This is a genomic window from Sulfitobacter sabulilitoris (assembly GCF_005887615.1).
Taxonomy (GTDB): Bacteria; Pseudomonadota; Alphaproteobacteria; order Rhodobacterales; family Rhodobacteraceae; genus Sulfitobacter_E; species Sulfitobacter_E sabulilitoris.
The window spans coordinates 931,752-945,645 of record NZ_VANS01000001.1; the positions used below are offsets into that span (position 1 = coordinate 931,752).

16 protein-coding genes and 1 tRNA gene are annotated in these 13,894 nt (G+C 66.2%); 9 read left to right on the forward strand and 8 right to left on the reverse strand.

Annotated elements, in window-relative coordinates:
- Positions 1-168: 168 nt before the first annotated feature.
- On the forward strand, positions 169-924 hold the full coding sequence (locus FDT80_RS04385; RefSeq protein ID WP_138660996.1) for a 3-hydroxyacyl-CoA dehydrogenase: 756 nt from the start codon (positions 169-171) through the stop codon (positions 922-924).
- A 51-nt stretch (positions 925-975) separates the two neighbouring features.
- On the opposite strand, the gene FDT80_RS04390 is transcribed toward FDT80_RS04385, so the two are convergent.
- The 3 genes from FDT80_RS04390 to FDT80_RS04400 form a co-directional block, all read right to left on the reverse strand.
- Positions 976-2,784 carry an ABC-F family ATP-binding cassette domain-containing protein gene (locus FDT80_RS04390; protein WP_138660997.1) on the reverse strand — a complete coding sequence of 603 codons (1,809 nt, stop codon included), beginning with the start codon at positions 2,782-2,784 and terminating at the stop codon, positions 976-978.
- 88 nt (positions 2,785-2,872) lie between these two features.
- Entirely contained in the window at positions 2,873-3,655 is a 783-nt protein-coding gene (locus tag FDT80_RS04395) for a GNAT family N-acetyltransferase (RefSeq protein WP_138660998.1), read from the reverse strand.
- A gap of 21 nt (positions 3,656-3,676) precedes the next feature.
- Positions 3,677-4,141 (reverse strand): outer membrane protein assembly factor BamE, encoded by a 465-nt coding sequence (locus FDT80_RS04400; protein ID WP_138660999.1) that lies wholly within the window; start codon positions 4,139-4,141, stop codon positions 3,677-3,679.
- Between the two features lie 91 nt (positions 4,142-4,232).
- Here FDT80_RS04400 and FDT80_RS04405 point away from each other — a divergent pair, with 91 nt between their 5' ends.
- The 8 genes from FDT80_RS04405 to FDT80_RS04440 all read left to right on the forward strand — a co-directional run bounded on the left by FDT80_RS04405 (position 4,233) and on the right by FDT80_RS04440 (position 10,103).
- Positions 4,233-4,808 carry a YceD family protein gene (locus tag FDT80_RS04405; RefSeq protein ID WP_138661000.1) on the forward strand — a complete coding sequence of 192 codons (576 nt, stop codon included), beginning with the start codon at positions 4,233-4,235 and terminating at the stop codon, positions 4,806-4,808.
- Between the two features lie 327 nt (positions 4,809-5,135).
- Positions 5,136-5,342 (forward strand): 50S ribosomal protein L32, encoded by a 207-nt coding sequence (rpmF, locus tag FDT80_RS04410; RefSeq protein WP_138661001.1) that lies wholly within the window; start codon positions 5,136-5,138, stop codon positions 5,340-5,342.
- Positions 5,343-5,390: 48 nt separating this feature from the next.
- On the forward strand, positions 5,391-6,467 hold the full coding sequence (gene plsX / locus FDT80_RS04415) for a phosphate acyltransferase PlsX (RefSeq protein WP_138661002.1): 1,077 nt from the start codon (positions 5,391-5,393) through the stop codon (positions 6,465-6,467).
- On the forward strand, positions 6,464-7,435 hold the full coding sequence (locus FDT80_RS04420; RefSeq protein WP_138661003.1) for a beta-ketoacyl-ACP synthase III: 972 nt from the start codon (positions 6,464-6,466) through the stop codon (positions 7,433-7,435). Before plsX ends, FDT80_RS04420 begins: the two co-directional genes overlap by 4 nt.
- A 96-nt stretch (positions 7,436-7,531) precedes the next feature.
- Positions 7,532-7,834 (forward strand): integration host factor subunit alpha, encoded by a 303-nt coding sequence (gene ihfA, locus FDT80_RS04425; protein ID WP_138661004.1) that lies wholly within the window; start codon positions 7,532-7,534, stop codon positions 7,832-7,834.
- Between the two features lie 4 nt (positions 7,835-7,838).
- The gene (locus FDT80_RS04430) at positions 7,839-8,822 is read left to right on the forward strand and encodes a MerR family transcriptional regulator (RefSeq protein ID WP_138661005.1); all 984 of its coding nucleotides are present in this window, start codon (positions 7,839-7,841) and stop codon (positions 8,820-8,822) included.
- 57 nt (positions 8,823-8,879) lie between these two features.
- Positions 8,880-8,956 (forward strand) — tRNA-Pro (locus FDT80_RS04435).
- A gap of 67 nt (positions 8,957-9,023) precedes the next feature.
- Entirely contained in the window at positions 9,024-10,103 is a 1,080-nt protein-coding gene (locus tag FDT80_RS04440; protein WP_138661006.1) for a 2'-deoxycytidine 5'-triphosphate deaminase, read from the forward strand.
- A gap of 17 nt (positions 10,104-10,120) precedes the next feature.
- Here the strand turns inward: FDT80_RS04440 and FDT80_RS04445 are convergent, their stop codons facing one another.
- The 5 genes from FDT80_RS04445 to FDT80_RS19065 all read right to left on the reverse strand — a co-directional run bounded on the left by FDT80_RS04445 (position 10,121) and on the right by FDT80_RS19065 (position 13,818).
- A complete protein-coding gene (locus tag FDT80_RS04445) occupies positions 10,121-10,381 on the reverse strand; it encodes a hypothetical protein (protein WP_138661007.1) in 261 nt (86 codons plus the stop codon).
- Positions 10,382-10,460: 79 nt separating this feature from the next.
- Positions 10,461-11,066, reverse strand: coding sequence for an SMC-Scp complex subunit ScpB (gene scpB / locus FDT80_RS04450; RefSeq protein ID WP_138661781.1), 606 nt, complete (start codon positions 11,064-11,066; stop codon positions 10,461-10,463).
- A gap of 43 nt (positions 11,067-11,109) precedes the next feature.
- Complete coding sequence (locus FDT80_RS04455; RefSeq protein WP_138661008.1) at positions 11,110-11,904, reverse strand: segregation and condensation protein A; 795 nt, start codon at positions 11,902-11,904, stop codon at positions 11,110-11,112.
- Complete coding sequence (gene nagZ / locus FDT80_RS04460; protein ID WP_246039857.1) at positions 11,897-12,916, reverse strand: beta-N-acetylhexosaminidase; 1,020 nt, start codon at positions 12,914-12,916, stop codon at positions 11,897-11,899. Before nagZ ends, FDT80_RS04455 begins: the two co-directional genes overlap by 8 nt.
- Entirely contained in the window at positions 12,913-13,818 is a 906-nt protein-coding gene (locus tag FDT80_RS19065) for an SPOR domain-containing protein (protein WP_246039859.1), read from the reverse strand. The genes nagZ and FDT80_RS19065 overlap by 4 nt, the downstream gene beginning before the upstream one ends.
- Positions 13,819-13,894 lie beyond the last annotated feature (76 nt).

The window sequence follows — 13,894 nt, forward strand, 5'->3', positions numbered from 1 at the left end:
CGAAGGAAACACGCGGGCACATCGTTTCCTTCGGCCCTGAACGCCTGGTTGCAATCGTTGCAGGTCAGCGGTTGGCCCGCAGGTCGCGCACCACCCCAAAGCTGCGTCTTGCCCGCCCGCCGCGGGCGTGATCAAATGAACACCTGTTCATAAACGGGAGGATCACCCATGCAGCTTAGCACAACAGCCACCATCGTCACCGGCGGCGCATCCGGCCTTGGCGAGGCGACGGCCCGCCATTTCGCCGCCCAGGGCGCGCAGGTCACTCTGCTGGACCGAGACGCGGATCGCGGCGAGGCCGTGGCACAGGACATCGGCGGGCATTTCGTGTCCACCGATGTGACGGACGAGGCGTCGGTGCAGGCCGCGATCGACACCGCGCTGGACAGGATGGGCAAGATCACCGCCGCGGTGAATTGCGCGGGGATCGCCTATGCGATCAAGACGATGGGGCGCGACGGGCCGCACCCGCTGGACGCATTTCAGCGCACCATCGACGTGAACCTCGTGGGCAGCTTCAATGTCGCCCGCCTGGCCGCTGTCGCCATTGCGAAAAACGAGCCCGAGGCCGACGGCGCGCGGGGCGTGATCGTCAACACCGCCTCCGTCGCAGCCTTCGACGGGCAAAAGGGTCAGGCCGCCTATGCCGCGTCCAAGGGCGGTGTGGTCGGCATGACACTGCCGATGGCGCGCGATCTGGCGTCCTCGGGCATCCGCGTGATGACCATTGCGCCCGGCATCTTCATGACGCCGATGCTGGCAGGACTTGGCGAAGAGGTGCAGGCGCAACTGGCCGCCGATGTCCCCTGTCCGCCACGTCTTGGCGACCCATCGGAATACGCGCGGCTGGCGGGCTTCATCGTCGAGGCGGGGTATCTGAACGGCGAGGTGATCCGCATCGACGGCGCCCTGCGCATGCGCTGATCCGGCCTGCCGGGCGGCGGCCCGCGCCGCCGTCCGGCGCGCCGCCTTGTCTCAGGCGCTCGCCTTTTCCTCCAGCAGCAGCCACTCTTCCTCGGCCTCCTGCAGCTTTTCGTTGCGCGCCACCAGCGCATCGGTCGCCTTCTGGAACTTGACCGGGTTGGCGGTGAAAAGCTCCGGATCGCTCATCAATTCCTCAAGCTTGGCAATCTCCGCCTCAAGCCGCGCGATCTCGTCCGGCAAGACCTCGAGCCGATGTTTCTCGGTAAAGCTCAACCCCGTCCTGGGGGCCGATTTCGGCTTGTCCTTCGGGTCGGACCCCTTTGATTTCACTACGCTTTGCGCAAAATCATCCTGTCCGCGCTGCCGAATGTAATCGCTCCATCCACCGGCATAGACGGTGGCATGGCCGTCGCCTTCCATCGCGATGGTCGTGGCCGCCACGCGGTCCAGGAAATCGCGGTCGTGGCTGACCAGCAGCACGGTGCCGTCGTAGTTGCCCAGCAGTTCCTGCATCAGGTCCAGCGTTTCAACATCCAGATCGTTGGTGGGTTCGTCCAGCACCAGCAGGTTGCTTTCACGCGCCATGATCTTGGCCAGCAACAGCCGCGCCTTCTCGCCTCCCGACAGCGCCCGGACCGGCGCGCGCGCCTGGGCCTCGTCGAACAGAAATTCCTTGAGATAGCCCACGACGTGCTTGGGCGCGCCGCGCACCATCACCTGATCGGCCTTGCCTGATACGCGCATGTCCGGATCGCCCGTCAGGCTGTCCCACAACGACATCTCCGGGTCCAGTTGCGCGCGCGCCTGATCGAACAGCGCCAGTTCCAGGTTCGTGCCCAGCTTGATCGTGCCGGTATCCGGCGTTTCCTTGCCGATCAGCATATTGAGCAGGGTCGTCTTGCCCACTCCGTTCGGCCCCACCAATGCGATCCGGTCCCCCCGCTGCACGGTCAACGAAAATGGGCGCAGGATGACCTTGTCGCCGTAAGCCTTTGTGACTCCGTCAACTTCCACAACCTTGCGGCCCGATTTGCGCCCGGCGTCCAGCGCCATCGCCGCGGTTCCCTGGCGGGAAATCTGCGAGGCGCGTTCGGCCCGCAGATCCTGCAGCGCGCGGACCCGCCCCTGGTTGCGTTTGCGCCGTGCGGAGATCCCCTCGACAGCCCAGCGCGCCTCGGCCTTGATCTTGCGATTGAGCTTGTGGCGCTGCATGTCCTCTTCGTCCCAGACCGCATCGCGCCACTCCTCGAAATCGGCAAAGCCTTTTTCCTGCCGCCGCACCTGCCCGCGATCCACCCAGAGCGTGGCACGCGTCAGCGCCCGCAGAAACGCGCGGTCGTGGCTGATGATGATGAACCCCTTGCGGCTCTGCTTGAGCTCCGCCTCGAGCCAGGCGATCGCCTCGATATCGAGGTGGTTGGTGGGCTCGTCCAGAAGCATGAGGTCAGGCTCGCCCGCCATCAGCCGCGCCAGCGCCGCACGCCGCCGTTCGCCGCCGCTGGCCGTGGCCACGGGGCGCGCGGGATCGAACTTCAGGCCCTCGCCCGCGCGCTCGACCTTGTACATCTCGGAGGCCTCGAGCCCGTGCGAGGCGAAATCGCCCAGCGTTTCGAACCCGGCCAGATCCGGGTCCTGCTCCATGTAGCCGACCGACACGCCCGGCCCCGGTATCACTTCGCCGCTGTCGGGCTCAACCAGCCCGGCCATCACCTTCATCAGGGTGGATTTGCCTGATCCGTTGCGCCCCACGAGCGCCACGCGGTCGCCGGGTTGCGCCACGAGGTCGAGCCCGGAAAACACCGGATCCCCCCCGAAGGTCAGAGAGATGTCATTGAGTTGCAAAAGAGGAATACGTGCCATTCCTGCCAGCTATGCCGGGCCATGGCCCGCGTCAACGCCCCAGGCTTGATATGTTCGAAAATATCGCCGCCGCAGTCTCCGACCCCGGTCAGGCCAGCGCCCTGAGCAGGCGTTTGCGCGCCGCCGGGATCGCCGCGATCTCCACCCCGGTGAAGACGTGCAGCGTTCGCATCGCGCGATCCACGACCGCGTGATCGCTGACCCAGCCGCCCATCGCCAGGTAGCTTCGCAACAGCGGCGGCATCTGCATCATCGCAAGTTTGGGCGCGTGCGGCGGATGCGTCTCTTCGCAATAGCGCACCACCTCGGCAGCGGCGATGCCCGGCGCCCAGCGGTCCGGGGCCCTGTGGCGCGCCGCCAGCGCCGCAAAGGCCGCACGATAGGGCGCAGGGTCGATGCCCGAAAAGCTGGAGCAGCCAAACAGCAGCGTCACACCCCCGGCATCGACGAGCCGCGTGATCGCCGCCCAGGCCGCGCGCAGGATATCGGGGCTGCGGCCTTCGGGCGCGACGCAAAAGCGCCCCAGCTCGATCATCGGACCGTCGAAGTGCCGCAAGGCGGAGAGGTCGTAGAATTGCGCGGCATAGCTCTGCGCCAGGTCGGCCCCGGTCAGCGACAACACCCTGCAACAGCCCGCCACGCCGCCGCTGCGCATGTCCTCGATCAGCAGATGGTCGCACCGTGCATCGAACCGGTCCACATCCGCCGACGGCGCCAGGCCGAAGCACCGCGCCCGCAACGCCTGGGCCGCGGCGATATCCGTCTCTGTCCGGGTAAGACGCGCGATGAAACGCGGCGAGCCGTCCAGATGCCCGACGCCATCCTGCCGCGTCCGCGGCGCCACATCGTCAGGCGGATCGAGTACGCTCATGCCCCGTTCCGGCGGCCCGCATCACCCGCCAAGCCCCGCAGGGCTGAACCGGCCAATGTTGCCCAGCAACTGGCGCACGAAGGTCTTGTCGGTCACGCCCGAACTGGTGACACGGCGCGCCAGCGGCACGACCCGCCCCTGTTCCAGACCAAAGCTTTCGACGTTCTGAACGACGCCCGCGGCGTCAAAACTGATCGCCACGACTTCGCGCTCGACCACCTTCGGTTCAAGAATGGCGAACTGCCGCACGCGGCTGCGCACATAGTAATAGCTGCTGTCGTCCAACAGCCCGCCGGACGCGGGCGGCCCCAGCGCATCCTCGACGCTGGCGCGCGTATCGACACCCAGCGCCAATTGATCAAGGTCGTCCCTGGGCGGGACATAGCCGTGAGTGCGGTAACTGGGTGAACAGGCCCCGAGGCCCAGCAGAACGGCGGCGACCAGCCCGAACCGGGCCGCAGATCTGACGTTGATCGTGATACGCATCTTTCGCGTCCCTCTTGCCCTTGGGGTTCATGGCTTTTATCTCGCTTACACCAAGGACAGGCCCCGGTTCAAGAAACGAAAGCAATAGATCATGTCTCGCAACGCCCCATCGCCCACAGCATATCGCGTGGCGGACCTTTCACAAAACACCAAAACCGAATTCGCGCTGCGCCCCGGCGCGGGTGACCTGGAGCGTATCGCCGCCGAATTGGACCTTCTGGGTCTGCGCAAGCTGTCGTTTTCCGGTCATCTGCGCGGCGAGGGGCGCACCGACTGGCGGCTGGATGCCACGCTGGGCGCGACCGTGATACAGCCCTGCGGTATCACGCTTCAGCCCGTCACGACCCGCATCGACGTGCCCGTGACACGGCTTTTCCAGGCCGACTATACCGAAATCGACGCGCCCGAGGCGGAAATGCCCGACGATGACACGACAGAGCCGCTGACCGCGTGGATCGACCCCGCCGAGATCATGGTGGAGGCGCTGGTGCTGGCGCTGCCGCTCTATCCGCGCAGTCCGGGCGCCGAACTGGGCGAGGCCGTCTATACCGCCCCGGGCGCCGCGCCCATGCGCGACGAGGACGCGCGACCCTTTGCGGGGCTGGCCGGCCTCAAGGACCAGTTGCGCGATCCCGACGGCAACGACGGCGACACCGGCGACGCCTGACGCGACCCGCGCGCGGGCGGTGTACGGGCGGGCGGGAACAGCGGCAGACGCGGCTTGGCCGCACGCTGGTTTTCGATGCAGCCGCCGGGTGGCAAAGGCGTCGCAAGACGGTTAAGACGGTGCCCGATGACGGCGCCCAAGAATCGACTTGCGCCGCGCGGCAATCGCAGTATTTTGCCGCCCTCGCTGCAATTAAGGTTGGACTTCGTTCAGGCCACGGCCTAAATGCACGTCACGCCACGCTACGACGATATGAAACACGGCCCCGCGCAGGACAGATGCAGCGCATGCATCGCGCCCGGCCCCGAATGACAAAAGGCCCAAGACATGGCTGTTCAGCAGAATAAAGTTTCCAAATCGCGCCGCAACAACCGCCGCGCGCACGATTCGCTGGTTGCTGCAAACCCCAACGAATGCTCCAACTGCGGTGAACTGAAGCGCCCGCACCACATCTGTGCCTCCTGCGGTCACTATGACGACAAGGAAGTCGTCGCCCTGACCGAAGAGATCGATCTGGAAGACGACGCGGCCTGAAGTCCTGTCTGACCGCTTGGGACAGACATATTTGAGGACAGTCGCACCATGACGGCACAGACCGATCACACGACAGGCACACCCGGACGCACCATTTTGTCGGTTGACGCGATGGGCGGCGATCAGGGTCCTGCCGTGGTTGTGGCCGGCTGCGACCTCTCGGCGCGCAAGAACCCCGACATCCGGTTCATCCTGCACGGCCCCAAGGCCGAGCTTGAGGCCCTTGTGGCGCGCCGCAAGACGTTGCAGGGCCGCTGCGAGATCCGCGATGCCACCGGCGTGGTGACGATGGATGACAAGCCAAGCCACGTGGTGCGCAACGGCAAGGACACCTCGATGTGGTCCGCCATCGAAAGCGTGCGCAACGGCGAAGCCACCGTGGCCGTGTCCTGCGGCAATACGGGCGCGTTGATGGCGCTGTCGATGATCCGCCTGCGCAAGCTGCCGGGCGTGAACAGGCCGGCGATTGCCGTGCTTTACCCCTCGATCAACCCGCAGGGCTTCAACGTGATGCTGGATGTCGGCGCGGACGTGCGTGCCGACGCCGACGATCTGGTCCGCTTTGCGCTGATGGGCATGTCCTACGCCCGCAACGCCATCGACCTGCCCCGCCCGCGTGTCGGCCTGCTGAATGTCGGGACCGAGGAGCACAAAGGCCGGACCGAGCTGAAAGAGGCCTACGACCTGATTCGCGATCAACAGGATGCGGCGGGCTTTGAATTCGTCGGTTTTGTCGAAGGCGGCGATATTTCGGGCGACCGTGCCGATGTGATCGTGACCGACGGGTTCACCGGCAACGTCGCGATCAAGACCGGCGAAGGCACGGCCAGCCTGGTGGGCACGCGGCTGCGCGAAGCGTTCAGGTTTTCGCCCCTGTCCCGGCTGGCGTCCGTGCTGGCCTACCCGTCGCTGCGCCGCCTGAGCAAGAGGGTGGACCCGCGCCGCGTGAATGGCGGCGTGTTCCTGGGCCTCAACGGCACCGTCGTCAAATCGCACGGCTCCGCCGACGCCACCGGCGTATCGGCCGCGATCAAACTGGCCGCGCGATTGAGCGAAATTCAATTCACCGACAAGCTGGCCGCCCGCGTGGCCGCCGTCGCCCCGACAGAAGGACCGACCGAATGACCCTGCGTGCTGTTGTCAAAGGGGTCGGTCACTACCTGCCGGAACGCGTCGTTCCGAATTCGGAGTTCGAAAAGACGCTCGACACCACCGACGAATGGATCCGCTCGCGATCCGGGATCGAGCGCCGTCACTTCGCAGGCGAACACGAAACCACGGCAAGCATGGCGACCGCCGCCGCCACCGCCGCCCTGGAACAGGCCGGTGTGGCGGTGGACGATGTCGATGCGATCATCCTGGCCACGTCGACCGCCGATTTCACCTTTCCCTCGGCCGCGACGATGGTTCAGGCGCAGCTTGGCATGACGCGTGGCTTTGCGTTTGACGTGCAGGCCGTCTGCGCGGGCTTCATCTATGCGCTGTCCAACGCCAACGCGCTGATTCTGTCCGGACAGGCGCGCCGCGTTCTGGTGATCGGCGCGGAAACCTTCAGCCGCATCATGGACTGGACCGACCGATCGACCTGCGTGCTGTTCGGGGATGGCGCCGGCGCCGTCCTGCTCGAGGCCGAGCAGGGCGAAGGCACGCCGCAGGACCGTGGGGTCCTGTCGGTCGATCTGCACTCGGACGGGCGGCACCGCGACTTGCTGTATGTCGATGGTGGCGCCAGCACGGGCACCACGGGATACCTGCGGATGCAAGGCAACCAGGTGTTCCGCCATGCCGTCGAAAAGCTTGCCAGCACCGCCACCACCGCGATGGAACAGGCCGGCGTGAGCGCCGGTGACGTCGATTGGATCGTGCCGCACCAGGCCAATATCCGCATCATCCAGGGCACCGCGAAAAAGATGAACATCCCGATGGATCGTGTCGTGGTGACGGTTCAGGATCACGGCAATACCTCGGCGGCGTCGATCCCTCTGGCCCTGTCGGTCGGGGTCGCGCGCGGCCAGATCAAGCCCGGCGACCTGATCGTGACCGAAGCGATCGGCGGCGGCCTGGCCTGGGGTGCGGTCGTGCTGCGCTGGTAGCTGGCGAAAACCCACGCAAACAGCGCCCCACAAGTCATTGAGATTGACTCGGAAATTGCTAAACCCCTATGGTTCTTGAAAACATAGGGGATGGTCATGGCGGATAAGACGTTGACACGCATGGATCTGAGCGAAGCCGTGTTTCGCGAGGTCGGTCTGTCGCGCAACGAGAGCGCGCAACTCGTGGAGTCGGTGCTCGAGCATATGTCGGATGCGCTGGTGAATGGCGAGCAGGTCAAGATTTCATCCTTCGGAACGTTTTCGGTGCGCGACAAATCGGCCCGCGTGGGCCGCAATCCCAAGACCGGCGAAGAGGTTCCGATCAATCCGCGCCGGGTTCTCACGTTCCGGCCCTCGCACCTGATGAAGGACCGCGTGGCAAGCGGGAACAAGTCCTGATCTGATGCCCAAAAGCCCCGACGCCTTTCGGACCATTTCAGAAGTCGCTGACTGGCTGGGCGTGCAGGCGCATGTGCTGCGCTTTTGGGAAAGCAAGTTCACCCAGATCAAACCGATCAAGCGCGCCGGCGGGCGACGCTACTATCGCCCGTCGGATATGCTGCTGCTGGGCGGGATCAAGAAGCTGCTGCACGACGACGGCCTGACCATCAAGGGCGTGCAGAAACTCTTGCGCGAACACGGCATGAGCCACGTGGCCGACCTGTCGCAACCGCTCGACGATCACACGCTTGCCGATCTTGACGGCACCCTCGCGCCCGTGGCGGCGGCGCCGTCGCCCGTCGCGCTGCCTGACGCCGCGCCGGAAAAAGGCGTTGTCCTGCCATTCGACGCGCCCCCAACGGCGGACGCGGATGCGCAGGAGGCACGGACCGCCGACACCGGGGCAGAGACGCCGGCGAGCGCCGAGGAGCCGCGCGAAGACGCGCCCGCGGCCCAAGGCACCCTGCCCGCTTTCTTGCGCGAGCCGCTGACCGAACCCCAGCCAGAGCCGAGTGACAACCTGCAGCCCGCAGAGCCGCAGGAGACCGCCGGCGCGCCCGAACCGGAGGACAAGGCGCAGCCGGACGCGGTGGCGCAACCGCCAGACAGCCCGGCGGCAGAGCAGCAGGCCGAGGCCGAACCCGAAGCCGCGTCGGAACCGCGGGGCACCGCGCAACCGGAGCCAGAGCCAGAGCCAGAGCCGGAGCCCCAAACCGCAGAGCCGCCCCAGGATGCTGCGCCCGCGCCGCGCGGGCCCGCGCGCATCACGGTGCCGCCCGTTCCGGACGAGGCCGACATCGTGGTCTCGCCGGGCGCGCTCAGCTCGGTTGTGCGGATCAAGGCGCTCAGCTCGGATCAGGCGCGCGACCTGCGTCCGCTGGCGATGCAACTGACAGCGCTGCGGGATCGCATGACCCGTCCGCGCAAAGATGCCCGCAAAGACTGAAAAGGTGGCAATTCCCCCTTGCCCCTGCCCGCAGATCGGGTATGACACCCCTCATGTCGGGCTATGGCGCAGCCTGGTAGCGCGTCCGTCTGGGGGACGGAAGGTCGCAGGTTCGAGTCCTGCTAGCCCGACCACTATCCGACATGCACAAATCGCCCGCACCGCAAGGTTGCGGGCGATTGTGCTTGAGAAAGGCATACCATGACCGGCGTCATTCCAAATCAGCAGATCGCCCGCATGGTCGAAACCGGCCAGATTGCCGCCACGCCGGCCGTCACCCCCGCGCAGGTGCAACCCGCGAGCCTCGATCTGCGGCTGGGCCATACGGCCTACCGGGTGCGCGCCTCGTTCCTGGCGGGTCACGGCGCAAAGGTCGCCGATCGCCTGACCGAATTCGAAATGCACCGCGTGGACCTGAGCCAGGGGGCCGTGTTGGAAAAGGGCTGCGTCTATGTCGTGCCCCTGATGGAGCATCTGGACCTGCCCGGCGACGTGCAGGCGGTCGCAAACGCCAAATCCTCGACCGGCCGGCTGGACCTGCTGACGCGCACGATCACCGATGGCGGAACCGAATTCGATCGTGTCGCCGCCGGATATTCCGGCCCGCTCTATGCCGAAATCTGCCCGCGGTCGTTTTCGGTTCTGGTGCGGCCCGGCATGCGGTTGAACCAGATCCGGTTCAGCCGGGGGCACGCGGTGCTGGACGACGCGGCCCTGACCGCGCTGCACGCGCAGACGCCGCTGGTCGACGGGCCGGCGGTGATCGACGACGGTCTTGGCTTTTCGGTCGATCTGCGCCTGCCCGATACGACGCTGGTGGGTTACCGCGCCAAACCGCATACCGGGGTGATCGACCTCGACAACCTCGATCACTACGACCCCGCCGAATACTGGGAGCAGGTGCACACCCGGACCGGCCAGATCATCCTCGATCCCGGTGCCTTCTACATTCTCGTCAGCCGCGAGGCGGTGACGATCCCCCCCCAATACGCCGCCGAAATGGCGCCCTATCTGGCGATGGTCGGTGAATTCCGGGTGCATTACGCCGGGTTCTTCGATCCCGGATTCGGCCATGACGCGGCCGGCGGTGCCGGATCGCGCGGCGTACTGGAAGTGCGCTGCCACGAGGCGCCCTTCGTGTTGGAGCATGGACAGGTCGTGGGCCGCCTGGTCTATGAACGCATGGCCGATGTGCCCACCCAACTGTATGGAGCGGGCATCGCATCGAACTATCAGGGACAGGGCCTGAAGCTGTCAAAGCACTTCAAGGTCCCTGTCTAAGATACTGATTTCAATATTTACCCGCGCATGCTGCGGCGCATGACCTTGGCCGCCTGCCTGGTCTGCCGGGCCATCTTGCGGGCCTGCTTTTGCTGGCGCATCTGTTCGGCTGTCGGTGCCGGGGCATCCGCCTCCACCGGGGTGCCATCGTCATCGGTCAGCTGCGGGGCCTGACGTTTGCGCCCCAGGCTGGACGCCTTGTTGATGCCCGCGTTGACGCCCTTGTTGACCAGCTTGCGGGTCAATTGACGGATAATCATGTTGATAATCTTGTTCATAGTTCGATGCCTTTTGCATGTGCTGTGGCTTTTCGCCTTATATCACGGGGATTGAGGCGATTTTGTGGACAATCGCGGCTCAATCCTCAAAAAGCTCGCTTTGCCCTTCGTCGGATTCGTCCTCGGGCGCATCCTCGACCAGCCGCGGCATGGATCCGGGCGGCGGACGGTTCTCCAAAAGCCCCGCCGATCGCAGTTCCTTCAGCCCCGGCAGATCGCGTGCGCTTTCCAACCCGAAATGGTCCAGAAACCCTTGCGTCACGACAAAGGTCACCGGCCGACCGGGTGTCATCTTGCGGCGGCCAAACCGGATCCACTCCATCTCGAGCAACTGGTCCACGGTCCCGCGCGACACGGCAACGCCGCGGATTTCCTCGATCTCGGCGCGGGTGACGGGCTGGTGATAGGCAATGATCGCCAGCGTTTCGATCGCGGCCCGGCTCAGCTTGCGTGTCTCGACGGTTTCGCGGTGCATCAGGAACCCCAGGTCAGGCGCGGTGCGCAGCGCCCATGCATCGCCCACCTTCATCACCTGTACGCCGCGCCCGTCGTAGCGGCGCCGCAGATGCGCCAGCGCCTCGCCGGGATCGCAGCCATGCGGCAGCCGCGCTTCCAGTTCGCGCAGGGTTATCGGCTCGGCGGTGGCGAAGAGGATCGCCTCGATCATGCGTTCCTGTTCCGCCATGGGGGGCGCATCGAACAGGCTTTCCGTCTGTGGATCGATGGGGTCAGTCACGCTTTTGATCCCTCTTGCGCAATTCGATGGGGGCGAAATTCTCGGCCTGCCGGATCTCCAGCCGGCCTTCCTTGACCAGTTCCAGAGAGGCCGCGAAGGTCGATGCCGTCGCCGAGCGCCGCCGCACCGGGTCGCCGCTCCAGCCCTCGGGAAGGTAGGTCGATATGTCGGTCCAGCCGCCCGAATAGCCGATCAGCCCGCGCATCCGCTCCAGCGCCTGTTCCATCGTGAACACCGCGTCGCGATCCATCACGAAAGGGCGGAAATCGTCGCGCGTGCGGATCCGGGCATAGCCTTGCATCAGATCCAGCAGCGTCGCGGAATAGCGCAGCCGGCGGACGCGCGTGACCTCGTGGGTCTGACCGCGGGCAAAGAAATCGCGCCCCAGCCGGTCGCGCCCCATCAGCCGGGCCGCGGCATCGCGCATCGCCTGCAACCGCTCGAGCTGAAATGCCAGATGCGCGGCCAGCTCCTCGCCCGAGGGGCCGTCCTCGGTCGGATCGGGCGGCAGCAACAGCCGCGACTTCAGGAACGCCAGCCAGGCCGCCATCACAAGGTAATCCGCCGCCAGTTCCAGCCTGAGCGCCTTGGCGCGTTCGACAAAGGCGAGGTATTGCCGCGCCAGCGCCAGCACCGAGATCTTGCGCAGGTCCACCTTTTGCGTCCGGCTGAGCGTCAGCAACAGGTCCAGCGGCCCCTCGAACCCATCCACATCGACGATCAGCGCCTCGGCGGCGAGGCGGTCCGCGACGGTCTGACTGTCTTCCTGAAACAAGTTGTCAGCCATGCCCCTGCCCGATATCGCCGCCCCCGCTCAGGAGCCCGCCAAGCTTGGCCTCCAGTGCGGAAATGTCAATATCGTCGGGCGCGCGGCGATGGTTGAGGGCCCGCAGCGCGCGGGTTTGCGCCGCATAGCTCATCTCGCCAGCCGCCTCCGCCACGCTGCGCCGCGCCTCCAGCGTGCCGTTGCAATGCAGGACCACGTCGCAGCCCGCCGCCAGCGCATCGCGGGTCAGCTCCGACACCGACCCGCTCAATGCCTTCATCGAGATGTCATCGGTCATGATCAGATTGTCAAAGCCGATATCCTCGCGGATCACCCGCATCATCGCGGGCGACAGGGTCGCGGGCCGGTCATCGATGGCGTCATAGACCAGATGCGCGGTCATTCCCATCGGCAGGTCGTTCAGCGCCTTGAAAGGGGCGAAATCACGGGTGTCCAGCTCTGTGCGGGGGGCGGACACATGCGGCAGGTCGAAATGGCTGTCCATCGTGGCGCGGCCATGCCCGGGAATATGCTTGAGCACCGGCAGCACGCCGCCCGCCAGCATCCCGTCGGCAACCGCGCGCCCCAGCGCCGCCACCGCCGCGGGATCGGTGCCGTAGCAGCGGTTCGTCAGAAAGGGGTGCGTGTCGGCACCGGCCACATCGACCATCGGCGCGCAATTGCTGTCGATGCCAAGGTCGTGCAATTCATGCGCGATCAGACGGTAGCGGATATACATCGCCTCGACCGCGTGATCGCCGCTGCGCGCGACCTGTTCCATCGGCGGCAGCCATTCGCGCCAGATCGGCCCGCGCAGGCGCTGCACGCGCCCGCCTTCCTGATCGATTGTGATCGGCGCGTCGCGGCCAACGCAGTCGCGGAATTCGGCACAAAGGCCGCGCACCTGATCGGGGGTGTCGATGTTGCGCGCAAACAGGATGAACCCAAAGGGATTGGCATCGCGGAAAAACGCCTTTTCCTCCGGCGAAAGCCGCAATCCGTCGGCATCCAGGATGGTTGCGCCGAACCTCACCGCGTGACCAGCGGGATGCAGTCGGCGTTTTCCGCGACCAGCGCCGAACAGAACCGCCGCGCATCGCTCAGGTCGTCGAACCCCATCGCGCGCAGGCGAAAGAAAACCCGCCCGCCCGAATTGGCCCGCTGCACGATGCGCGCCTTGCCTTCGAAATAGGGGCCGAACCGGGCATTGATCTTGTCCCATTGCTCGCGCGCCACCTCGGGGCTGTCATAGGCCCCCAACTGCACCAGACGGGTGCCCGCCGCGACGCTGGCGGGGTCGACCTCTGTCACGGGCGCCGCGGCGGAGGACAGGGGCAATGACGCCTTGACCACGACGGCGGGCGCATCGGCGGGCCGCAGGCGCGGGCGCTTGGACTGGCGCACACCCGGCGCATCCAGCGCGGCGATGACGCTGCCCTCTTCGGGCGCGGGGTCCAGTGGCTGCGCGGTGGGCCCGGATGGGCCGGCGGACGTGTCATCGCCCGTGTCGATCGGGGCCACACCTGCCGTCAATTCCGCCACCAGCGCCTCGATCGATGCCGCCTGCGGGGTGGCCGTTGCGGTTTCAGAGCCTGCCGGGTCTGGCGCCTCAACCGCCTGCGCGGCAGGGACAAGCGCGTCGGGCTGTTGCACGGGCGCCACCGAAACCGGCTGATCCTCCTCTGTCAGGTCAAGCGCACGGGGCGCCAGCACGAGACGATCGGCAGGTTTCTCGGCCATCCCGTCGGCGGCCACCGCGTTCACGGCCAGCCCCTGATGGCGCGCCAGTTGCCCGCCGGGATCATCGGGGCGGACCCGCATGTCGCCTGCCGCCGCACGCACCACGGGGATGCCGCTGACGTCGCGCACCAGCAGCTTGTATCCCCATATGCCGATCCCGGCGATCAATCCGATCGAGATCACGGCCCCGGCCACGTTGGTGAGCGTTGTCAGCCCGTTACGTGGCGCAGTTGAAGCGCCCTGTGGGTCTTGTTGAGTCTGGTACGACTCC

Bases quoted from the DNA above. Each gene is read 5' to 3' on its own strand.
- FDT80_RS04385 (WP_138660996.1), top strand. From the start codon at position 169: ATGCAGCTTAGCACAACAGCCACCATCGTCACCGGCGGCGCATCCGGC.
- FDT80_RS04390 (WP_138660997.1), bottom strand. From the start codon at position 2,784: ATGGCACGTATTCCTCTTTTGCAACTCAATGACATCTCTCTGACCTTC.
- FDT80_RS04395 (WP_138660998.1), bottom strand. From the start codon at position 3,655: ATGAGCGTACTCGATCCGCCTGACGATGTGGCGCCGCGGACGCGGCAG.
- FDT80_RS04400 (WP_138660999.1), bottom strand. From the start codon at position 4,141: ATGCGTATCACGATCAACGTCAGATCTGCGGCCCGGTTCGGGCTGGTC.
- FDT80_RS04405 (WP_138661000.1), top strand. From the start codon at position 4,233: ATGTCTCGCAACGCCCCATCGCCCACAGCATATCGCGTGGCGGACCTT.
- rpmF (WP_138661001.1), top strand. From the start codon at position 5,136: ATGGCTGTTCAGCAGAATAAAGTTTCCAAATCGCGCCGCAACAACCGC.
- plsX (WP_138661002.1), top strand. From the start codon at position 5,391: ATGACGGCACAGACCGATCACACGACAGGCACACCCGGACGCACCATT.
- FDT80_RS04420 (WP_138661003.1), top strand. From the start codon at position 6,464: ATGACCCTGCGTGCTGTTGTCAAAGGGGTCGGTCACTACCTGCCGGAA.
- ihfA (WP_138661004.1), top strand. From the start codon at position 7,532: ATGGCGGATAAGACGTTGACACGCATGGATCTGAGCGAAGCCGTGTTT.
- FDT80_RS04430 (WP_138661005.1), top strand. From the start codon at position 7,839: ATGCCCAAAAGCCCCGACGCCTTTCGGACCATTTCAGAAGTCGCTGAC.
- FDT80_RS04440 (WP_138661006.1), top strand. From the start codon at position 9,024: ATGACCGGCGTCATTCCAAATCAGCAGATCGCCCGCATGGTCGAAACC.
- FDT80_RS04445 (WP_138661007.1), bottom strand. From the start codon at position 10,381: ATGAACAAGATTATCAACATGATTATCCGTCAATTGACCCGCAAGCTG.
- scpB (WP_138661781.1), bottom strand. From the start codon at position 11,066: ATGGCGGAACAGGAACGCATGATCGAGGCGATCCTCTTCGCCACCGCC.
- FDT80_RS04455 (WP_138661008.1), bottom strand. From the start codon at position 11,904: ATGGCTGACAACTTGTTTCAGGAAGACAGTCAGACCGTCGCGGACCGC.